Genomic DNA, 21,115 nt, shown 5'->3' with positions numbered 1-21,115 from the left:
ACGAAACGGCGGCGATTTTCGCCGAAGCGTACGAAACGGGCGCCTTCCGGGGTGGGGAAATCCGCCGGTCGCGCCCCCTTATGTTCGGCGCGGCCATGCTCTATGACGAGGGAATGACGCAGACGCCGCGACCGATCACGAGGACCACGGGCATGACCGCACCGCGCGAATTCACCGGCGGACCGCGCCACATCGCCATCATCATGGATGGCAACGGGCGATGGGCCACGCAGCGCAGGCGGCCGCGCCTGTTCGGGCACCATGCCGGCGCCCGGCGGGTGCGCGAGGTGGTGGAGGCCTGCCCCGAGTTGGGCGTGAAATACCTGACCATCTTCGCCTTCTCGACCGAGAACTGGAAACGCACGCAGGTCGAGGTGGCCGGGCTGATGAGCCTGTTCCGGCGCTACATCATGAAAGAGATGCAGGCCTTCGTGAAGGAGAACGTCCGCGTGCGCTTCATCGGTGACCGGCCGCGGCTGGATGCCAAGCTGCGCGGGCTGATGGACGAGGCCGAGGCGCTGACCGCGCATTGCACCGGCACCAACCTGACCATCGCGTTGAACTATGGCGGCCGTGACGAGGTGGCGCGCGCCACCCAGCGGCTGGCGCAGGATGTGGCCGCCGGGCGGCTGGACCCGGCCGATGTCAACGAGGAGACGCTGCCGCGCTATCTGGACACGCATGTGCTGCCCGATCCCGACCTCGTGATCCGCACCAGCGGCGAGGCGCGGATCTCGAACTTCCTGCTGTGGCAATCTGCCTATGCCGAGTACGAATTCGTCGACACGCTCTGGCCCGATTTCAGCAAGGATGAGCTGCGGCGGCTGGTCGAAGCCTATGGCGGGCGCGAGCGCCGCTTCGGAGCCGTCCCCGTATGAGCGCCGGACGCCGTTGGGACGATCTCGCGCCGCGGCTTGCCTCGGGCGCGGCCATGGTCACCGTGGGGCTGGTGGCGGTCTGGCTGGGCGGGGTCTGGTTCCACCTGCTGGTGGCACTGATCTGCGGCATGATGATCTGGGAACTGGTCTGCATGGTCGACAGCGGCCGCACCAAGAGCCAGTACGTGCTGGGCGCCGCCGGTTTCGCAACCGCGCTGGTGGTGGCCTGGGTGCCGCCGGGTTTTGCCTTTCCGCTGCTGCTGTTTCCCTCGATGTTGGGCTTCTCGCGGATGGAGAAGGGCGGGGTGACCTACGCGGTCTTCACCGCGCTGATCCTGCTGGCGGGCTACGGGATGATCGTGCTGCGCGACGATATCGGCCTGCGCTGGATGCTGTGGCTGGTGACGGTGGTCGTGGTCACCGACGTGGCGGGCTATTTCGCGGGCAAGTCGCTGGGCGGGCCGCTCTTCTGGCCGCGTGTCAGCCCCAAGAAGACATGGTCGGGCACCATCGCGGGCTGGGCTGGCGCCGCCATCGTGGGGCTGTTCTTTGCCGGAGTGACGCCGGCGGGGGCCGGGCTGGCGGGGATCTCGATCGCGGTCAGCATGGCCAGCCAGATCGGCGACATCTCGGAAAGCGCGATCAAGCGGCGCGCCGGCGTCAAGGACAGCTCGTCGCTGATCCCGGGCCATGGCGGGCTGCTGGACCGGTTCGACGGGATGCTGGGCGCCTCGGTCTTCCTGATGATCGCCGGGCAGGCGGTGGGCTTCCCGCCGGGGGTGTGATGCGCAGGGTGTCGATTTTCGGGGCCACCGGCTCCATCGGGCAGAACACGATCGACCTGATCCGGCGCGACGCGGCGGGCTATGACGTGGTCGCGCTGACGGGTGGCGCCAATATCGCGCAGCTGGCCTCCGATGCGCGCGCGCTGGGGGCCGAGATCGCGGTGACCGCCGACGAGAGCCGGCTGGAGGATCTGCGCGCCGCGCTTGCAGGCTCGGGCGTGGAGGCCGCGGCGGGGCGCGCGGCACTGGTCGAGGCGGCGCACCGCCCGGCAGACTGGGTGATGTCGGCCATCGTGGGCGCCGCCGGGCTGGAGCCGGGGCTGCGCGCGCTGGAACAGGGCGCCACGCTGGCGCTGGCCAACAAGGAAAGCATGGTCTGCGCCGGGCCCCTGATGCTGCGCACCGCGCGCGGCTCGGGCGCCGAGATCCTGCCGGTGGACAGCGAGCATTCGGCCGTGTTCCAGGCGCTGATCGGCGAGGATATCGGTGCGGTCGAACGCGTGATCATCACGGCCAGCGGCGGCGCCTTCCGCGACTGGCCGCTCGAGGACCTCGCGCGGGCCACGCCGGCGCAGGCGGCCACGCATCCCAACTGGGACATGGGCCAGCGCATCACGATCGACAGCGCCTCGATGTTCAACAAGGCGCTGGAGCTGATCGAGACGCGCGAGTTCTTCGGGCTGAAGCCGTCGCAGATCGAGGCGGTGGTGCACCCGGAATCGATGATCCACGCGCTGGTGGGGTTCCGCGACGGCGGGCTGATGGCGCATGTGGGCCCGGCGGACATGCGCCATGCCATCGGCTTCGCGCTGCATTACCCGGCCCGCGCCTACCTGCCGGTCGAGCGGCTGGACCTTGTCGCGCTGGGGCAGTTCAGCTTTCGCACGCCGTGCGAGACGCGCTGGCCGGCGCTGCGGCTGGCGCGCGAGGTGATGCAGGCGGGCGGCCTGATGGGGGCGGTGTTCAACGCCGCCAAGGAGCGCGCGCTGGACGCCTTCATCGCCGAACGCATCGGATTCGGCGAGATGGCGGCCGTGGTCGAGGAGGTCCTGGACCGGCTTTCGTCCCAGGCGCGACATAATCCCGACGCGATTACACTTGATAACGTTGCCGAGGCGGACCATCTCGCTCGGCATGTGGCCGACGACGTGATGGCGGCCCGCAGGGCATAACAAGGGGGCGAGACTTGGACCTGACGACACTGATCCCGCAATTCGGGGGTTTTCTCTGGACCGTCGTGTTCTTCGTTCTTGCGCTGTCCGTGATCATCGCGATCCACGAATACGGCCATTACATCGTGGGCAAGAAGACGGGCATCTACCCCGAGGTCTTCTCGCTGGGCTTCGGGCCGGTGATCTGGTCGCGCTTTGACCGCGACGGCACCAAATGGCAGATCGCCGCCGTGCCCTTTGGCGGCTACGTCAAGTTCCGCGGTGACGCCAACCCCTCGGGCGGGGTGGACGAAGAGGCGATGCAGGGGCTCGATGCCGAGGAACGCCGCTCGACCATGAGCGGCGCGCCGCTCTGGGCGCGCACCGCCACCGTGGCGGCGGGCCCGTTATTCAACTTTGCCCTGTCCATCGTGATCTTCACCGCCGTGATCCTGTTCCGCGGCACCGTGGCGGAGCCGCTGACCGTGGGCGAGCTGCGCACCCTGCCCACCGCGCAGGAGCTGCAGGAGGGCGACCGGATCCTGGCCATCGCCGACAAGGCGCCGCCCAGCTTCGACGACCCCGTCGCCTACGAGGCCTTCATGAAAGGCCTGCCGCAGCAGCCGGTGCTCGACTACACCGTGCTGCGCGACGGCCGCGAAGAGGTGGTCGAGGGGCCCTATGTCTACCCGCCCATCGCCACCCAGATCGCGCCGCGCTCGGCCGCGGGCGATGCCGGCATGCGCGCCGGCGACGTGATCGTGCGAATCGACGGCGACGAGATCTATGCCTTCGACCAGCTCAAGGAGCGGGTCGAGGGGTCCGAGGGCGCCACGCTGGCGCTGGACGTGTGGCGCGATGGCGACATCCTGCCGATGGAGCTGACCCCGCGCCGCGTGGACGAACCCCAGCCCGAGGGCGGGTTCCAGACCTATTACCGGATCGGCATCGTCGGCGGCATCCTGTTCGAGCCCGCCACCGAGACACCGGGCGTGGGCACCGCGCTCTGGGGGGGCGTGTCGCAGGTCGGCCGCATCATGGAGGGCTCGCTTTCGGGGCTGTGGCACATGGCCACCGGCGCGATCAGCACCTGCAACCTGTCCGGCCCGATCGGCATCGCCGAGACCAGCGGCGACATGGCCAGCCAGGGCACCACGAACTTCATCTGGTTCATCGCCGTGCTCAGCACCGCCGTGGGCCTGCTGAACCTGTTCCCGGTGCCGGCGCTGGATGGCGGCCACCTGGTCTTCTACGCCTACGAGGCGGTCTCGGGGCGTCCGCCCAGTGACAAGGCGCTGCGCGTGCTGATGTCGATCGGGCTGACCGTCGTGCTGGCGTTGATGGTCTTCGCGCTGTCCAACGATCTGTTCTGCCCCTGAGGACGTTTTCCGGCGCTTCGCCCAAAATCTGCCCGATTCACCTGTCATCAAGGTCGGGCAGATCCGAAAGGGGAAGAATCGATGCACACGCTTCAGGCCGGATATCGCAGCATGAGCCTGCTGGTTTCCATCAACTGGGACCGGCTGCTCTACGTGTCCACCATCGTCTTCGCGCTGTTCTTCGGCGCCTATCTGGGCTCGCTGCTGCACTGAGGGGCGGCCCCGCGACAGGGGGCGAAAATGACCCGCGCAGGCTTTTGACAAGCCCCGGCATTCCCGATACTCACTTTCCGAGGGATGTCTGAGTGGAGTGCGAGAATGGCGGGGGTCATTGGCGCGCGCAGTGCGCAAGAGAACAAGAACACGGCGCGTATCGGCCAGGCCGCCAGGGTGGTCGCGCTGTCCATCGCATTGGGCGCCGGCGCCGGCGGGATCGCGACCCTGCCGCAGATGGCGGTGGCGCAGACCTACAGCTTCAACAGCGTCACGATCGAGGGCAATCGCCGGATCGAATCCGGCACGATCCTGTCCTATGCGGGTATCGCGCGGGGGCAGGCGGTCACCGCGGCCGAGCTGAACGACGCCTATCAGCGGATCCTGAATTCCGGCCTGTTCGAGACCGTGGTGATCGAGCCGCAGGGCTCGCGCCTCGTGATCCGGGTCGTGGAATATCCGACGATCAACCGCATCGCCTTCGAGGGCAACCAGCGCATCAAGGACGAGGACCTGACCGGGGTGATCCAGTCGCAGTCGCGGCGGGTGTTCAGCCCGCGCGTGGCCGAGGCCGATGCGCAGGCCATCTCCGAGGCCTATTCGACCGAGGGCCGGCTGGCCGCGCGGGTCAGCCCGCGGGTGATCCGGCGCAGCGACAACCGCGTCGACCTTGTCTTCGAGATCTTCGAGGGCGGCGTCTCGGAGATCGAGCGCATCGGCTTTGTCGGCAATGGCAACTATTCCGACCGGCGCCTGCGCCGCGTGCTGGACACCAAGCAGGCCGGGCTGCTGCGCGCGCTGATCCGGCGCGACACCTTCATCGAGGACCGGATCGAGTTCGACAAACAGCTCTTGCGCGACTTCTACCAGTCCCGCGGCTATGTCGATTTCCGCGTCACCGGCGTGAATGCCGAGCTGGCGCAGGAGCGTGACGCCTATTTCGTCACCTTCAATGTCGAGGAAGGCCAGCAATTCCGTGTCGGCGACGTCTCGGTCACCTCGGACCTGCCGGATGTCGATCCCGACCTGTTCCGCTCGCGCGTGAAACTGCGCGAGGGCGTGGTGTATTCGCCGACGCTGGTCGAGAACGAGATCGCCCGGCTGGAACGGCTGGCGATCCGCGAGGGGCTGAACTTCGTCCGGGTGGAGCCCAGCATCAACCGCAACGACCGCGACCTGACGCTGGATGTCGAGTTCATGCTGACCCGCGGGCCGCGCGTCTTCATCGAGCGCATCGACATCGAGGGCAATACCACCACGATGGACCGGGTGATCCGGCGCCAGTTCGAGGTGGTCGAGGGCGACCCGTTCAACCCGCGCGCCATCCGCGAAAGCGCCGAGCGCATCCGGGCCCTGGGCTATTTCGCCAATGCCGATGTCGAGGCGCGCGAGGGCTCGACCCCGCAGCAGGTGATCATCGACGTGGATGTCGAGGAACAGCCCACCGGCTCGCTCTCCTTCGGCGGCTCCTACTCGACGACCGACGGGTTCGGCGCGGCGATCTCCTTCTCCGAGACCAACTTCCTCGGCCGCGGGCAGTCATTCAACTTTTCCATCAACACTGCCTCTTCGGCGCAGCGCTACTCCATCGGTTTCATCGAGCCGGCCTTCTTGGGCCGCGACCTGACCTTCGGCGTGAACCTGAGCTACACCGAGACGGATTACGAGGACTCGGTTTACAACACCACGCGCGGCGTGTTTCAGCCCTTCATCGGCTTCCCGGTCTCCGAGAACGGCCAGCTGCAGCTGCGCTACACGCTGGAATACACCGATTTCAGCAATATCGACCCCTCGCAGCCCAAGCCCGCCGATCTGGGCGGCATCGTGTTCGCCGAGGCGACCAGCGGCGAGCGGATCGACAGCTCGCTGGGCTATACCTACAGCTACGACACGCGCCGCACCGGTCTGAACCCCAATGCCGGCGTGCTGCTGGAATTCGGCCAGGATTTCGCCGGGGTGGGCGGCGACACCACCCATATCAAGACCTCGGTCCGGGCCATCGCGCAGACCAAGGTCCTGAGCGAGGAAGTGACGCTGCGCGCCAGTTTCCAGGGCGGGGCGCTGAACTATTCGCAGGGCGAAAGCCGTACCACCGACCGTTTCCTGATCGGGCCGAACATCATGCGCGGCTTCGAATATGGCGGCATCGGCCCGCGCGAAGTGGGGCCGGGCGGCGTGGATGACGCGCTTGGCGGCAATTTCTACGCCGTGGCCAAGTTCGAGGCCGAGTTCCCGCTGGGCCTGCCCGAGGAATACGGCATCTCGGGCGGCGTGTTCTACGACGTGGGCTCGGTCTGGGGCGTGAATGACGGTTATTCGAACATCGCCACCACGGCCGGCAACTCGGTCGTGTCGCCCGATTTCGACCTGCGCCACGTGGTCGGTGTCTCGGTCTTCTGGGACAGTGCACTGGGGCCGCTCCGGCTGAACTTCTCGGAACCGCTGAAGAAGACCAAGTGGGACAAGCCGCTGAACTTCAACCTGACCGTCTCGACCCGGTTCTGATCCCATGCGCCTGACGGCGATCCTGCTGGCGCTCGGCCTTGGCCTGACCGGCCTGCCGGGCGCCGCGCAACAGGCGCAGGGCGGGCCGCTTGCCTCGGGTGTGGTGCAGAGCCCGATCCTTGTGATCGAGTTCGACCGCGTCTATTCGCAAAGCGCCTTCGGCCAGCGCGTCGCCACGCAGATCGAGCAGGACGGCGCGGCCATCGCCGCCGAGAACCGCCGGATCGAGGCCGAGCTGACCGAGGAAGAGCGCGCGCTGACCGACGAGCGGCCGAACCTGCCGCCCGAGGAATTCCGCGCCCTGGCCGATGCTTTCGACGAGAAGGTGCAGTCGCTGCGCGATGCGCAGGATGCCAAGGCGCGCTCGCTGGCCACGCGGCGGGACGAGGCGCAGCGCCGCTTCCTTGCTGCCGCGCAGCCCGTGCTGGAGCGGCTGATGCGCGACAGTAATGCCGCCGTGATCCTCGAACGCCGCACCGTCTTTGCCGCCGCGGGCGCCATCGACGTCACAGACGAGGCCATCGCCGCCATCGACGCGGCCATCGGCGACGGCTCGGGCCTCGCCCCGGCGCCGCCCGCCCCCGAGCCCGAGGCCGAGCCCGGCGATACGCTCGAGCCCGCGCCGCCCCGCCTGCCGGCCGAGTGACCGCCCGCTTGCCCCCTCGGCCCGCGATTGCTAGGGGAAGGTCCACGCAAGACGCATTCTTCAGGAAGGTCGGACCCCATGAGTGACACGCCCCGGAGCGCGGATATCCAGCTGATCCAGCGGATCCTGCCGCATCGCTACCCGTTCCTGCTGGTGGACCGGGTCGACGAGATCGACGGCACCTCCTCGGCCGTGGGCATCAAGAACGTCACCATGAACGAGCCGCATTTCCAGGGCCATTTCCCGGGCCTGCCGATCATGCCCGGGGTCACCATCGTCGAGGCCATGGCGCAGACCGCCGCGGTCATGGTGGGCACCTCGCTGGGCATGGCCGATCGCGAGATGAAGGTCTATTTCATGGCGATCGACCGCTGCAAGTTCCGCCGCAAGGTGGTGCCGGGCGACGTGCTGCGCATGCGCCTGACCACGCTGCGCGGCAAGCCCGGCGGCAAGGTCTGGAAGTTCGGGGGCGTCGCCGAGGTCGAGGGCGAGATGGCCGCCGAGGCCGAGTTCACGGCGATGATGGACCTGCCGTCTTGACCGGCGGCAGTCAGGATCCGGGCGGCGGCACGATGATCCACCCGGCCGCCGTGGTCGAAAAGGGCGCGCAGCTGGGCGAGGGCGTGCGCATCGGCCCGTTCTGCCATGTCGGCCCCGAGGTCGTGCTGGGCGACGGCGTCGAGCTGAAATCCCACGTGGTCGTGGCCGGCCGCACGACGATCGGCCCCGAGACGGTGATCTTCCCCTTCGCGGTGATCGGCGAGATCCCGCAGGACCTGAAATTCCAGGGCGAGAAGACCGCGCTGGAGATCGGCGCGCGCAACCGCATCCGCGAGCATGTGACCATGAATACCGGCACAGAGGGCGGCGGCGGCGTCACCCGCGTGGGCGATGACGGGCTGTTCATGGCCGGCTGCCACGTGGCCCATGACGTGCAGGTCGGCAACAAGGTGATCCTCGTCAACAATGCCGCGCTGGCCGGGCATTGCGTGCTGGAGGACGAGGTGATCGTGGGCGGGCTGTCCGGCGTGCACCAATTCGTCCGTATCGGGCGCGGCGCCATCATCGGCGCGGTCACCATGGTCACCAATGACGTGATCCCGCACGGGCTGGTGCAGGCGCCGCGCGGCAAGCTGGACGGGCTGAACCTCGTGGGGCTCAAGCGCCGCGGCGTGGCGCGCTCGGACATCACCGCGCTGCGCGCCGCCTTCCAGATGCTGGCGCAGGGCGAGGGCGCCTTTGCCGACCGCGCCCGCCGGCTGGGCGACGAGACCCAGAGCGACTACGTGCGCGAGATCGTCGAGTTCATCCTCGGCGACAGCGACCGTCATTTCCTGACGCCGGGCTGAGCCGCGTGCTGGCGCTGATCGCAGGCCGCGGCGCGCTGCCGGTGGAACTGAACCGGGCGTTGAGCGCCGGGGGCCGTGCGCCGCTGGTCGCCACGCTTGAGGGCGTGGGCAGCGATCTGCCCACCGCCGCCACGTGGCGCAGCTTCCGGATCGAACATCTGGGCAGCGTGCTGCAGGATCTGCGCGCCGCCGGCGTGACCGAGATCTGCTTTGCCGGCGCCATCGCCCGCCCGGCGCTGGACCCCGCGCAGATCGACGCCGCCACCGCGCCGCTGGTGGAGCGGATCCTCAAGGCGCTTTCCAGCGGAGACGACGCCGCGCTGCGCGCGGTGATGGGACTGTTCGAAGAGGCGGGCATGGCGGTGCGCGCCGCGCATGAGATCTGCCCCGAGCTGGTCGCGCCGGCGGGGTTTGCCGCGGGGCCGCAGCCGCTGCCGGAAGCGGTTGAGCCGATGATCGGGCAGGGTGCCGCGATCCTGCAGGCGCTCTCGCCGCTGGATGTTGGCCAGTCGGTGGTGATCGGCGCGGCCGGGTGCCTCGGCATCGAGACGGCACAGGGCACCGATGCGCTCTTGGGCTTTGTTGCGACAAGCGAGCCGCGCTTCCGCCGCGGCCCGGCCGGCGTGCTGGTCAAGGGCCCCAAGCTGGGACAGGACCTGCGCGTCGACATGCCCGCCATCGGGCCGGATACGCTGCGCCACGCCGCCCGCGGCGGGCTGGGCGCGATCGTGGTGCAGGCGGGTCGGACGCTGCTGCTCGACCGCGAAGCGCTGCTGGCCGAGGCCGAGGCGCAGGGCGTGACCGTGGTGGCGCGGGAGCTGGGCCTGTGAAGGTCTTCCTCACCGCCGGAGAGCCCTCGGGCGACAGGTTGGGGGCGGCGCTGATGCGCGGCATGCAGGGGCTGGTGCCAGATGTTACGTTCCAGGGCGTGGGGGGCGAGCGCATGATCGCCGCCGGGCTCGACAGCCTGTTCCCCATGGACGAGATCAGCATGATGGGGATCGGAGAGATCCTGCGCGAGTATCGCCATCTCAAGGCGCGCATCCGCCAGACCGCCGACGCGATCCTCGCCGCGCGGCCCGACGTGGTGGTGACCATCGACCTGCCCGAGTTCAGCCTGCGCGTGGCGCGGCTGGTCAAGACCGTCGCGCCCGAGATCCGCATCGTGCATTACGTGGCGCCCACGGTCTGGGCCTGGCGGCCGAAACGCGCCGCGAAGATGGCCGCCCATGTGGACCAGGTGCTTGCGCTGCTGCCCTTCGAGCCGCCCTACATGGAGGCCGCGGGCATCGCCTGCGATTTCGTGGGCCACCCGGTGGTGACGGACCCGCAGGCCAGCGAGGAGGACGCCCGGGCCTTCCGCGCGCAGCACGGGATCGGGGGCGAGATGGCGCTGTTCCTGCCGGGCTCGCGCCGGTCCGAGGTGACCCGGCTGCTGCCGATCTTCCGGCAGGTGGCCGAACAGCTGCTGCGCGCGCGCCCCGGGCTGCGGCTGGTTCTGCCGGCGGCGGGGCCCGTGGCGGGGTTCGTGGCCGAGGCGGTGTCGAGCTGGCCCGGCGCGCCGCTGGTGATCGATCCGCGGCAGGACATCGACGGCTCGGCGAAACGTGCCGCCTTCCGCGCCGCCGACGTGGCGCTGGCGGCCTCGGGCACGGTGTCGCTGGAACTGGCCGCGGCGGGCACGCCCATGGTGATCGCCTATGACATGAGCTGGCTGTCGCGCCAGATCATCGGGCGCATGCTGCTGGTGGACACGGTGACGTTGGTCAACCTGGTGTCCGAGACCCGCGCCGTGCCGGAATTCATCGGCCCGGCCTGCCGTCCCGGCCCGATCGCCGCGGGGGTGGGGCAGGTGCTCGACGCACCGGCGGCGCAGAAGGCCGCCATGGAGCTGACCATGCAACGGTTGGGCCGCGGAGGTGCCGCGCCCGGCACGCGCGCGGCGGCGGCGGTCCTGTCCCGGATGGAGCGCTGAAGAAGCTTTTTGTCGCGCAGCGGTGGCGCCGGGGGAAAGCCGCTTCGAAGCGGCTTCCACGCGGTTTGCAAACCGCGTTTCCAAGGCCTTTCGAAAGGCCTTGGCACCCGGACCACCCTTTGGTCGAGACCCAGGGCTGTTGCGGCACGTGGCCGATGTCCCGGGGCAAGCCGCTTCGAAGCGGCTTTGACGCGGTTTCAAACCGCGTGGACAAGGCCTTTCGAAAGGCCTTGCCCGCGCAAATGATCAGAGCAGCGCCTTGACCTCGGCGGCCACGGCCTCGGCGGTGATGCCGAACTTCTCGAACAGCGTGCCGGCCGGGGCCGAGGCGCCGAAGCTGTCCATGCCCACGAAACCCGCCTTGTTGTGGCGGCCGCGCTCGCCGCAGAGCCAGCGGTCCCAGCCCATGCGCATGCCGGCCTCGACGGCCACGCGCACCGGGCCCGCCGGCGGCAGGATGCGGCGGCGATAGCTCTCCTCCTGCTGCTCGAACAGCTCCCAGCAGGGCATCGAGACGACGCGTGTGCCGATCCCCTCGGCCTGCAGCAGCTCGCGCGCGGCGAGCGCCACCGAGACCTCGGAGCCGGTGGCCAGCAGGATCGCCTGCCGCTTGCCCTCGGCTTCGGCCAGCACGTAGGCGCCCTTTTCCACGAGGTTCGCGGTCTTGTGCTGGGTGCGCACGGTGGGCACGCCCTGGCGGGTCAGCGACAGGACCGAGGGGGTCGCGGTCTGGCCCAGAGCGATCTCCCAGGCCTCGGCGGTCTCGACCGCGTCGGCGGGACGGAAGACCAGCGTGTTGGGCGTCGCGCGGCTGATCGCCAGGTGCTCGACCGGCTGGTGGGTCGGGCCGTCCTCGCCAAGACCGATGCTGTCATGGGTCATCACGAAGACGGTGGGCGTTTTCATCAGCGCGGCCAGCCGCATCGCGGGGCGGGCGTAATCGGTGAAGGCCATGAAGGTGCCGCCATAGGGCTTCAGCCCGCCATGCAGCGACATCCCGTTCATCGCCGCCGCCATGCCGTGTTCGCGGATGCCGTAATAGACGTAGCGACCCTTGCGCTCGCCGATGTCGAACACGCCGAGGTCACCCGTCAGCGTGTTGTTCGAGCCGGTCAGGTCGGCCGAGCCGCCCACCGTCTCGGGCATCACCGGGTTGATCACCTCGAGCGCCATCTCGGAGGCCTTGCGGGTGGCGACCTTGGGCGTGGTCTCGGAGACCTGCTTCTTCAGCGCCTTGATCGTGGCCGAAAGCTTCTTGGGTGTCTCGCCGGCCATGACGCGGGCGAACTCCTTTTGTCGCGCGGCCGAGGCCTCGGCCAGCCGCGCCTCCCAGGCCTCGCGCTCGGCGGCGCCGCGGGCGCCCACCTCTTCCCACCAGCTCTTGATCTCGGCGGGCACGTCGAAGGGCGCCGCGGTCCAGCCCCAGCCCTCCTTGGCGGCCATGTTCTGCTCGTCATTGGTGAGCGCGCCATGGCCCTTGGAGGTGTCCTGCGCGGCGTGACCCAGCGCGATATGCGTCTGGCAGGCAATCATCGAGGGCGCGTTGGCGGATTTGGCGGCGGTGATCGCGGCGTCGATCGCCTCGGGGTCGTGGCCGTCGATCTCCTGCACGTGCCAGCCGGCCGCCTTGAAGCGCATCATCTGGTCGGTGCGGTCGGCGATCGAGACCTTGCCGTCGATGGTGATGCCGTTGTTGTCCCAGAAGACGATCAGCTTGGACAGGGCCTGGCGTCCCGCAAGGCCGATTGCCTCGTGGCTGACGCCTTCCATCAGGCAGCCATCGCCGGCGATGACATAAGTGTAATGGTCCACCAGCTTGCGGCCGAAGCGCGCGCGCAGCATCTCCTCGGCCATGGCGAAGCCGACCGAGTTGGCCAGGCCCTGGCCCAGCGGGCCGGTCGTGGTCTCGATCGCGCGGGCAAGGAAGTTCTCGGGGTGGCCGGCGGTCTTGGCGCCCCATTGGCGGAAGTTGCGGATCTGCTCCAGCGTGATCTCGGGATCGCCCGAGAGGTAGAGCAGCCCGTAGAGCAGCATCGAGCCGTGCCCGGCGGACAGGATGAACCGGTCGCGATCGGCCCAGTCGGGGGTCGCGGCGTCGAATTTCAGGTGTTTCGACCACAGCACGGTGGCCACGTCGGCCATGCCGATGGGCATGCCGGAATGGCCGGAATTGGCGGCGGCGACCGCGTCGAGCGCAAGGGCCCGAAGCGCGGTGGCGCGCATCCAGTGATCGGGAGTGCGGGTGCGGAGCTCTTGGATATCCACCAAAACAGGTTCCTTCGGATCAGGCGTTTCAGGCTGCATAGCAGCGTGGCGGGAGAGTTCAAGCAAAGCCGGCGGAAGGCGGATGAAGGCCGGCGCCTAAGGTATTGGAACACAAGGGGGCGCATTTTTCTTTTTCGCTTGGTAATCTTCTTCAAAACAAGACGCGGGCTGATTCGCACACGCGCGGCGTCAGGGACAAAGGGGACCGAATGACCCAGATCGAGGATTTGCAGGGCCGGATGACGCGCGCGCTCGACCGGATATCGCGCGGCGTCGAGGCGTGGGATACGGGCGCATCGTCCGACAAGCTGGCCGACAAGCTGGCCGAGGCGGAAAGCCGGCTGGCTGAGACGCAGGCGGCGCTGGCCAAGGCCGAGACGGTGGCCGCCGAGGCGACCGAGACCGCCGAGGCCGCCAAGGCCGAGCTGTCGGGCGCCATCGAGGCGGCCCGGGCCGAGGCCTTTGCCGAGGCCGAGGAGACGCAGCGCACCGACCAGGCCGAGGCGCTGGAGATGGCGGTGAGCCAGGCCCGCGCCGAGGCCGAGGCCGAGAAGGACGCCGCGGTCGCCGCGGCCGCCACCGCCAATGCCGCGCTGGCCGAGGCGCGGGCCGAGGCCTCGGAGGCGCGGGCGGCACTGAGTGCCGCGCAGGCCGAGATCGAGGCGCTGCGCGCGGCGGCCGAGGCTACGCCGGACGCGGCCCCAGAGGCCGAGCGTGCCGAGAATTCGGAGAGCGCAGAAGCGCCTGTCGAGGACGCGCCGGAGACGCCCGAGCCGGCACCGGCCGCCCCCGAAGCCGATCCGGAAGAGCTGGCGCAGCTGCGCGAGGCGCTGGAGGACGAGAAACTGGCCAATGCCCAGCTCGAGGAACGGCTGCGCCGCCTCAAGGCCCGGCAGGCCGAGGAGACCGAGAGCCTGCGCGCGCAGGAGGCCACGCAGCGCGCCGCGTTCGAGGCGCTGGATACCGAGCTGCAGCAGCTGCGCGCCGCCAATGCCACGCTCGAGGAGACCGCCGCCCGGCTGCGCGAGGCCAATGCGCAGGGCGTCGGCGATGCCGAGCTGATCAACGCCGCCATGGCGGCCGAACTGGAAAGCATCCGGGCCGCGCGCGCCGCGGAATCGGCCGAGACCCGTGCGGTGCTGCACGCGCTCGAGCCGCTTCTGGCCGAGGCCGCGCCCGGCATCGAAGAGGAGGCGCGCTGATGGCGCAGATCGAGGTGGAGATCAAGATCGGCGGACGCAGCTTCGAGGTGGCCTGCCAGGAGGGCGAGGAACAGTACCTGCTGGCGGCAGCCCGCTTCCTCGACACCGAGGCGCAGGTGCTGGTCAACCAGATCGGCCGCATGCCCGAGGCGCGCATGCTGCTGATGGCGGGGCTGATGCTGGCCGACAAGACCGCCGGGCTGGAAGAGCGGCTGCGCGAATCCGAGGAACGCGCCGCGGCGCTGAAGGCCGAGCTGAAGGAGCTGCAATCCCGCCCCGGCCCGAAACCCGACAAGGTCGAGGTGCCCGTGGTGCCCGAGGACATGCGCGAGGCGCTGGCCGAGCTGACCGCGCGGGCCGAGGCGCTGGCCGACACGGTCGAGGAAAAGGCCAAGGCCGCCTCCTGACGCGCGGGCCCTTTGCCGGCCCCGTCAGGCGGGGGCCTGCAACCGGGCCGACAGGCCGCGGCAGAGCGCGACGTAACGCTCGATCTCTTCGGGGCTGCGCAGAGCCACGTTGCGGCGGATCCGCAGGCCCTCGGGGCCGCGCAGGATCACCGGCTGGGTCATCTCGTTGCCCTCGGCGCGGGCGCGCACCAGTTCGGGCGCGTCGCGCAGCCCGTCCAGCGCATGCTCGGCCCCCGGCGTGGCAAAGAGCGTCCCGGGCCCGTCTCCGGGCACCGCGCGCAGGTCGGCCGCCTCGGCGCCGAGCCCGCCGGTCAGCTTGTTCATCATCACCTGCATGATCCGCCCGCCAATCCCTCCGGCCGCGTCCGCGCGATCCAGCATGCGGTCGGCCATGGCCGCCGTCCTGTCGGGGATCTCGGGGCCGAGCAGGGCCATGCCCTGGTCGAGCGCCGGGCGCGGATCCTCGAACAGGGTCCAGCGCGAGACCGAACCGCCGCGGCCGCTGGATGTCACGTTCAGGGTCAGCACCCAGCCTTCCTCTGGGTCCGAGATCGAGGTGCGCGCGGGCGCACCGCCACGCCCGGGCGCGTGGTGAAAGCGCCAGCCCTTCTCGGCGGCCAGCGCGGCCTGCGCCTCGCGGCGCAGATGGCTCTTGCGGATGGCAAGAAAGATCAGCGCGCTCCCCGCGAAGGACGCGGCAAGCAGGACGAAGACAATGAGCAGATCCATGGGACACCTTCGGACAGACACGAAAAAACCGGGCAGGGACTGGCCCCGCCCGGTCATCCTAACCGTCCGTGCCGACGGTCAAAGTCCGGATTCTCTGCCCCCGGGACGCACGCGCCCGGAGAGCAGGGTCACGAATTGCTTTCTCGGATCCGCTCGGCCGCGGCCTTGTCATAGGCCACGCCCTTGTCGTCGAAGAGCTGGTCGAGCTCGCCCGACAGCGTCATCTCGGTGACGATGTCGCAGCCACCCACGAACTCGCCCTTGACGTAGAGCTGCGGGATGGTGGGCCAGTCCGAGTAATCCTTGATGCCTTGCCGGATCTCCTCGTCGCTGAGCACGTTCACGTCGGTATACTCGACGCCCATGTAGTTCAGCACGCCGGCCACCCGGTTGGAGAAGCCGCATTGCGGCATGGTCTTGGTGCCCTTCATGTAGAGCACCACGTCGTTGGTCTTGACCGTGTCGTCGATCTGGGTCTTCGCGTCCGTCATGTTGCGGCCATCCTGTTCAATGTCGTCGGTTGCGTCTGGGGTGTCCGGTCTGTCCCGCCCGTCGGTGCCAGTCTCAGTGCCCGTCTCAGTGTCCGTATCAGCGTCCTTGTCGGGGCCGTCGCCCGAGGGGTCGGGCGTGTCCTCGGGGTTGAAATCCTCGGGATCGAAGCTTTCGGAATCCTCCGGGATCGCGGCCACGAAGGTGGTGTTCGATTCGGGATCATAGGTCAAACCGTAGGTGGATTTGCCTTCCTTGCGATAGCGGCGGTTCTCGTGCCAGGCCGCGTAGACGAAGATCGCGAGGAAGGGCAGCAGAAGGAGAATGGCCCAGGTGCCGAGATCCATGGGATCAGTCGGGCGCCTTCGTGGTCAGGGCCAGCGCATGAAGCTCGCCGGCCGGGCCGTCCATCTTGCCCTTGAGCGCGGCATAGACCGCACGCTGCTGCTGTACGCGGTTCAAACCGCGAAAGCTCTCGTCGATGACCATGGCCGACATGTGCACCCCGTCATCGCCCTCTACCGCGATCTTCGCGTCCGGGAAGCTCTGCCGCAGCAGATCCTCGATTTCCTGGGCATGCATGGGCATAGGCGTCTCCGTGTCTGCTGTGGTTGCGCCAAAACCTAGTGTGCCGCCGCGGTGCGTGCAAGGTGGCGCCCGGGGCTCAGGCGGCCAGCTCGATCCAGACCGGCACGTGATCCGAGGGCTTTTCCCGGCCGCGGATCTCGGCATCGATCCGGCATTCCGTCATCAGGTCGGCCGCCGCGGGCGTCAGCAGCATGTGGTCGATGCGGATGCCGTTGTTCCGCTCCCAGGCGCGGGCCTGGTAGTCCCAGAAACTGTATTGCCCGGGCGCGTCGGTCCGGGCGCGGAACGCCTCGGTGAAGCCGAGGTTCAGGATCCGGCGGAAGGCGGCGCGGCTTTGCGGCAGGAACAGCGCGTCCTCGGCCCAGGCCTCGGGGCGCTCGGCATCCTCGGCCTGCGGGATGACGTTGTAGTCGCCCGCCATCACCGCCGGCATCTCCTCCTCCAGCAGGGCGCGGGCGCGCGCCTCCAGCCGCTCCATCCAGGCCAGCTTGTAGTCGTATTTCGGCCCCGGCGCGGGGTTGCCATTGGGCAGGTAGAGCCCGCAGAGCCGCACCGCCTGGCTGTCGCCCATCACCGTGGCCTCGATCCAGCGCGCCTGTTCGTCGCTGTCATCGCCGGGCAGGCCGCGGCAGACATCCTCCAGCGGGCGCTTGGAGAGGATCGCCACGCCGTTGAAACCCTTCTGCCCATGCGTCTCGACATTGTAGCCGCGCTCCTCGAAGGGCTCGCGGGGGAAGGCCTCGTCGACCGACTTGATCTCCTGGCAGAGCACCACGTCGGGCTGCGCCTCGTCCAGCCACTGGGTGACCGCGGGCAGGCGGGCCTTGATGCCGTTGATGTTGAACGTCGCGATCTTCATGGCGCCTCCTGTCCGGTCCCGGCCGGGGCGTGGCCCGGGCTTTGCAGCCGGGGAAAATTCCTTTGGTCGGCCCCGGTGCGATACCGCGCAATCCAGACCGCTTTGCTGCCACAAGGTCAAGCCGATTGACCCGGACCCGCCTCTTGCCGGCGCGGAACCGGCGCCGAATCGCGTCCGCCACGCGGCAGGACGTGACCGATTCCTGACGCCGGAACGCATCGGATTCGCGCGATGATTCGGGGTTTTGGACTTTGCAAACAGCCGTTGCGCTGCAAAGTCCAAACTTATCCCCAAGAAATTCAATTCTGTGGATATCTCGCATTGTTTCGAAATTCGAAATCGGTGCGCAACCCCTGGGTTGTGCATAACCGCGAGATTAATCAACCTTAACAAGAATTAACTTTTTTGCAAACGCGTTTTGCGCGCATCGTTGAGGGACCAACCACAAGCCCTTGAAGGAGTTCAGGAAAATGACCGCCCAACTTAAGCACAGCATCTCTCAAGAAACCGTTTCCAAGGCCGAAACCTCCGCTTTGTGCGGTGATCTGGTGGAAAGCTTCGTCTCCTGGTCGGGCCCGGAAGAGGGTCGCATGGAGTGTGGGGATAATGTCGAGTCCTTCGTGTCCTGGTCCGGCCCCGCGAATGGCGATGCCAAGACCGGCGACAATGTCGAGGCCTTCGTGTCCTGGTCGGGCCCCGCGAACGGCGACGCCAAGACCGGTGACAACGTGGAAGCCTTCGTCAGCTGGTCGGCTCCCGCGAACGGCGATGCGAAGACCGGCGACAATGTCGAGGCCTTCGTCTCCTGGTCGGGCCCCGCGAACGGCGATGCCAAGACCGGCGACAATGTCGAGGCCTTCGTCAGCTGGTCGGGCCCCGCGAACGGCGACGCGAAAACCGGTGACAACGTGGAAGCCTTCGTGAGCTGGTCCGGCCCCGCGAATGGCGACGCGAAAACCGGCGACAATGTCGAATCCTTCGTGAGCTGGTCCGGCCCCGCCAATGGCGATGCCAAGACCGGCGACAATGTCGAATCCTTCGTCAGCTGGTCGGGCCCGGTCCGCGCCTGAACCCAAGCAACCCGGGCGGGGCGGGGACGCTCTGCCGCAAGACAGGAGCCAAGAAGATGAACAACATCGTCCAACTGACCGTCCCGTCCCGGATTTTGCCTCTGGAAGCGCGTCTCGGCGCGCTTCTGGCCTGCTTTGCCGAGCACCGTCGCACCGGGGACGACGTGTTCTGGCTGAAGGAAAATGCCGAGCTGCTCAACATCCTCGAATGCACCGGTCAGGAGGTGCCGGCCGAGGCGCTGGCCATCCATGCCGGCTTCTATGCCAATGCCCATGACCGGCTGACCTTCTTTCCGCAATATTACCGCTTCCTGCTGTCGCTGGCGCTCGATCTCGAGGCGCTGGGAATGCCGGGGAACGAGGCCGCCCGCATGGTCGAGTTCGCCCGCCGCGAAGGGCTGGCCGAGGCCGAGCTGTCGGACCTGCAGCGCGCCGAGGCACGGCGCCTGATGGGCCGGCGCGGGGTCGACCCGATCCGCGATCCCGGGCTGGATGACCGGCTGCGCGCCTTCACCTCCCGCACCGCCACCTTCCAGCTGCCCAACAAGAAGGCCGCCTACGAGCTGACCCATATCGTCTATTACCTGAGCGAATACGGGCGCCGACCGCCCGACCTGCCGCAGGAGGCGCTGGACAGCCTGCATTTCGCCGGTCTGACCGCGTTTCTCGACCAGAATGCCGACCTGTTGGCCGAGATCTGCATCGCGCTGCGCCATGCCGGCCAGGTGCCGCCCGCGGTCTGGACCGCGTGGCTCGAAGCCGAGACCATGGGCTTCACGGTCGAGAGCGGGCCGGGCGTCGCGCTGAGCGACAATTACCACGAGTTCCTGATCTGCAACTGGCACCAGGCGGTGACCGGCGGCCCGCTCTTCCGCAAGCCGGTGGCGCCCGGGCGCATGCGCTTTGACCGCGCCGCCCGCCCGCGCACCGCGCTGCGCGAGATCAGCCAGGCCATGCTGGCCATGGAGGAGGGGCGCTCGGGCGACTGGGAACGCATGCGCGCCCGCGTGGCGCCGCACCTGTCGGAAGAGGCGCGCGACTTGCTCGAGGTGGCGGCGCAGAGCAGCGCGCTCTTCGGCGCCTATTTCGAGGGCTTCGCCCGGGCGGGCCGGTCATGAGGGGCGCAGGCATCGGGGCGGCGCTGGTCGTCCTCTACACTGGCATGATGGCCGCCGCCGACGGCATCACCAAGTTCATCGCGGGCAGCTATGCCGCGCCACAGCTCTTCGTGATCTCCTCGGCGCTGGTCGTGGCGCTCTCCATGGCAGCGACGCGGCTCGGCGACCGGGGGCAGGGCGGGCTGCGCCTGCGCTCCCGCGGGGCGATGTGGGTGCGCGCCGCGCTGACGGTGATCGCCTCGATCGCCTTCTTCCAGGCCTTCCGCCTGCTGCCCTTCGCCGATGTCTTCCTGTTCATCGGGCTGATCCCGCTGATCGCCGCGGCGCTCTCCGGCCCGGTGCTGGGCGAGGTGCCGCGCCCCATGGCCTGGGCCGCGCTGGGGCTGGGCGCGGGCGGCATCCTCGTGCTGATGCCGGGCGGGCTTTCGGGCATGCAGGCCGGCCATGGCTGGGCGCTGCTGGCGGCGGTCTCGGGCACCGGCTCCATGCTGGCCGCGCGGCTCATCGCCCGGGTCGAGCGGGTGCCGCTGGCCCAGGTCTTCTGGCCGAACCTCGCGCTGATGCTGGCCATGGGCCTGGCGCTGCCCTTCGTCTGGACCCCGATGAGCCTCACCGACCTCGGCTGGATCACCGGCTACGCGGTCGCGCTCTTCGCCGCCCGCTACGTGGTGGCCGAGGCGCTGCGCCTGCTGCCCGCCTATGTGGCGACGCCGCTGATGAACCTGCAATTCGTCTGGATGGTGGCGATCGGCATGCTGGCCTTCGGCGAGATCCCGACCATGGGCACGCTTCTGGGGGTGTCGCTGGTCATCGGCTCGGGGCTCTGGCTGGTCATCGACGAACACATGGCCCGCGCCCGCGTCATCCCTGCCGAGTAACCCAAGACGTCAAACCCAACAGGGAAGCAGGGCACACCCCCTGCTTCTTCTCTTTCCAAATACTCAGATCTCCCGCGTCCTCCAGCCGCGCCACGCTTGAGAAGGGCCGCACGGGCTCACGCCGCGCACCGATCTCAGATCGAGAAGGAGGTGCCGCAGCCGCAGGAGCTGGTCGCGTTGGGGTTCTCGATCACGAAGCGCGCGCCGATCAGCTCGTCGGCGAAATCGATCACCGCGCCCGACAGGAAGGGCAGCGAGACCGGGTCGACCACGACGCGCTGGCCGGCCTCCTCGATCACGATGTCATCCTCGGCCGGCGCGTCGAGCCGGATGTCGTATTGAAAGCCCGAGCAGCCGCCGCCCTCGACGGCCACGCGCAGGGCCTGTCCCTCCGCCCCGGCACCGATCTCGGACAGGCGGGCAAAGGCACGGTCGGTCACTTTGGGCGGCAGGTTCATGGCACTCTCTCTGTCTGGCACGGGCAGGATATATGAACCCGCCCCGATCCTTCAAGCGGGGCGCGCAGCCCTGTTGCCCGGCCGCGAGACGCGAAAAACCGGCATATCCGGCCCATCGGGGCGCCGGCACAGGGTGGCGGGCCGTCTCTGCCCGTGTCAAACACGGGCCCG

Annotated in this window: 21 protein-coding genes; 15 read left to right on the top strand and 6 right to left on the bottom strand. The window is 68.7% G+C overall.

Annotation, left to right across the window (positions count from 1 at the left end; all coding sequences use genetic code 11):
- Positions 1-152: 152 nt before the first annotated feature.
- From uppS to lpxB, 10 genes are all read left to right on the top strand, one after another.
- A complete protein-coding gene (gene uppS, locus AVJ23_RS04865; RefSeq protein WP_240484520.1) occupies positions 153-878 on the top strand; it encodes an undecaprenyl pyrophosphate synthase in 726 nt (241 codons plus the stop codon).
- Positions 875-1,663: a phosphatidate cytidylyltransferase gene (locus tag AVJ23_RS04860; RefSeq protein ID WP_058861031.1), complete on the top strand. Its 789-nt coding sequence runs from the start codon at positions 875-877 to the stop codon at positions 1,661-1,663. Before uppS ends, AVJ23_RS04860 begins: the two co-directional genes overlap by 4 nt.
- A complete protein-coding gene (dxr, locus tag AVJ23_RS04855) occupies positions 1,663-2,835 on the top strand; it encodes a 1-deoxy-D-xylulose-5-phosphate reductoisomerase (RefSeq protein WP_058861030.1) in 1,173 nt (390 codons plus the stop codon). Before AVJ23_RS04860 ends, dxr begins: the two co-directional genes overlap by 1 nt.
- A gap of 14 nt (positions 2,836-2,849) precedes the next feature.
- Positions 2,850-4,193: an RIP metalloprotease RseP gene (gene rseP / locus AVJ23_RS04850; protein WP_058861029.1), complete on the top strand. Its 1,344-nt coding sequence runs from the start codon at positions 2,850-2,852 to the stop codon at positions 4,191-4,193.
- A gap of 318 nt (positions 4,194-4,511) precedes the next feature.
- Positions 4,512-6,911, top strand: coding sequence for an outer membrane protein assembly factor BamA (gene bamA / locus AVJ23_RS04845; RefSeq protein WP_084794300.1), 2,400 nt, complete (start codon positions 4,512-4,514; stop codon positions 6,909-6,911).
- A 4-nt stretch (positions 6,912-6,915) separates the two neighbouring features.
- Positions 6,916-7,557, top strand: a complete 642-nt coding sequence (locus tag AVJ23_RS04840) for an OmpH/Skp family outer membrane protein (protein ID WP_058861028.1) — start codon at positions 6,916-6,918, stop codon at positions 7,555-7,557.
- A gap of 78 nt (positions 7,558-7,635) precedes the next feature.
- Complete coding sequence (fabZ, locus tag AVJ23_RS04835; protein WP_058861027.1) at positions 7,636-8,097, top strand: 3-hydroxyacyl-ACP dehydratase FabZ; 462 nt, start codon at positions 7,636-7,638, stop codon at positions 8,095-8,097.
- A 32-nt stretch (positions 8,098-8,129) separates the two neighbouring features.
- Complete coding sequence (gene lpxA / locus AVJ23_RS04830; protein WP_058861026.1) at positions 8,130-8,906, top strand: acyl-ACP--UDP-N-acetylglucosamine O-acyltransferase; 777 nt, start codon at positions 8,130-8,132, stop codon at positions 8,904-8,906.
- 5 nt (positions 8,907-8,911) lie between these two features.
- Positions 8,912-9,736, top strand: coding sequence for an LpxI family protein (locus AVJ23_RS04825; protein ID WP_058861025.1), 825 nt, complete (start codon positions 8,912-8,914; stop codon positions 9,734-9,736).
- A complete protein-coding gene (gene lpxB / locus AVJ23_RS04820; RefSeq protein ID WP_058861024.1) occupies positions 9,733-10,881 on the top strand; it encodes a lipid-A-disaccharide synthase in 1,149 nt (382 codons plus the stop codon). Before AVJ23_RS04825 ends, lpxB begins: the two co-directional genes overlap by 4 nt.
- A 246-nt stretch (positions 10,882-11,127) precedes the next feature.
- Here the strand turns inward: lpxB and tkt are convergent, their stop codons facing one another.
- Positions 11,128-13,146: a transketolase gene (gene tkt / locus AVJ23_RS04815; protein WP_058861260.1), complete on the bottom strand. Its 2,019-nt coding sequence runs from the start codon at positions 13,144-13,146 to the stop codon at positions 11,128-11,130.
- A 209-nt stretch (positions 13,147-13,355) separates the two neighbouring features.
- Here tkt and AVJ23_RS04810 point away from each other — a divergent pair, with 209 nt between their 5' ends.
- Together AVJ23_RS04810 and AVJ23_RS04805 are read left to right on the top strand one after the other, a co-directional pair.
- The gene (locus AVJ23_RS04810) at positions 13,356-14,348 is read left to right on the top strand and encodes a coiled-coil domain-containing protein (protein WP_058861023.1); all 993 of its coding nucleotides are present in this window, start codon (positions 13,356-13,358) and stop codon (positions 14,346-14,348) included.
- Positions 14,348-14,755, top strand: a complete 408-nt coding sequence (locus AVJ23_RS04805) for a cell division protein ZapA (RefSeq protein ID WP_058861022.1) — start codon at positions 14,348-14,350, stop codon at positions 14,753-14,755. The genes AVJ23_RS04810 and AVJ23_RS04805 overlap by 1 nt, the downstream gene beginning before the upstream one ends.
- Before the next feature lie 24 nt (positions 14,756-14,779).
- Here AVJ23_RS04805 and AVJ23_RS04800 read toward each other — a convergent pair whose 3' ends face one another.
- From AVJ23_RS04800 to xth, 4 genes are all read right to left on the bottom strand, one after another.
- A complete protein-coding gene (locus AVJ23_RS04800) occupies positions 14,780-15,484 on the bottom strand; it encodes a hypothetical protein (protein ID WP_058861021.1) in 705 nt (234 codons plus the stop codon).
- Positions 15,485-15,612: 128 nt separating this feature from the next.
- The gene (grxD, locus tag AVJ23_RS04795) at positions 15,613-15,975 is read right to left on the bottom strand and encodes a Grx4 family monothiol glutaredoxin (protein WP_058861259.1); all 363 of its coding nucleotides are present in this window, start codon (positions 15,973-15,975) and stop codon (positions 15,613-15,615) included.
- A 349-nt stretch (positions 15,976-16,324) separates the two neighbouring features.
- Positions 16,325-16,561, bottom strand: coding sequence for a BolA/IbaG family iron-sulfur metabolism protein (locus tag AVJ23_RS04790; RefSeq protein ID WP_058861020.1), 237 nt, complete (start codon positions 16,559-16,561; stop codon positions 16,325-16,327).
- 76 nt (positions 16,562-16,637) lie between these two features.
- Complete coding sequence (gene xth / locus AVJ23_RS04785; protein WP_058861019.1) at positions 16,638-17,420, bottom strand: exodeoxyribonuclease III; 783 nt, start codon at positions 17,418-17,420, stop codon at positions 16,638-16,640.
- Between the two features lie 470 nt (positions 17,421-17,890).
- Here xth and AVJ23_RS04780 point away from each other — a divergent pair, with 470 nt between their 5' ends.
- Genes AVJ23_RS04780 through AVJ23_RS04770 form a run of 3 tightly spaced genes read left to right on the top strand, consistent with a single transcriptional unit; the run spans position 17,891 to position 20,486 of the window.
- Positions 17,891-18,490: a DUF6749 family protein gene (locus AVJ23_RS04780; RefSeq protein ID WP_157772614.1), complete on the top strand. Its 600-nt coding sequence runs from the start codon at positions 17,891-17,893 to the stop codon at positions 18,488-18,490.
- 56 nt (positions 18,491-18,546) lie between these two features.
- The gene (locus AVJ23_RS04775) at positions 18,547-19,608 is read left to right on the top strand and encodes a DUF6902 family protein (protein WP_058861017.1); all 1,062 of its coding nucleotides are present in this window, start codon (positions 18,547-18,549) and stop codon (positions 19,606-19,608) included.
- Positions 19,605-20,486, top strand: a complete 882-nt coding sequence (locus AVJ23_RS04770) for a DMT family transporter (RefSeq protein WP_058861016.1) — start codon at positions 19,605-19,607, stop codon at positions 20,484-20,486. The genes AVJ23_RS04775 and AVJ23_RS04770 overlap by 4 nt, the downstream gene beginning before the upstream one ends.
- A 134-nt stretch (positions 20,487-20,620) precedes the next feature.
- Here the strand turns inward: AVJ23_RS04770 and AVJ23_RS04765 are convergent, their stop codons facing one another.
- A complete protein-coding gene (locus tag AVJ23_RS04765) occupies positions 20,621-20,944 on the bottom strand; it encodes a HesB/IscA family protein (RefSeq protein ID WP_058861015.1) in 324 nt (107 codons plus the stop codon).
- Between the last annotated feature and the right edge of the window lie 171 nt (positions 20,945-21,115).

The organism is Pseudoponticoccus marisrubri (assembly GCF_001482405.1).
Classification (GTDB): Bacteria; Pseudomonadota; Alphaproteobacteria; order Rhodobacterales; family Rhodobacteraceae; genus Pseudoponticoccus; species Pseudoponticoccus marisrubri.
Note: the sequence above shows the minus strand (reverse complement) of the source record. Positions and strands in the feature narration are given on the sequence as shown.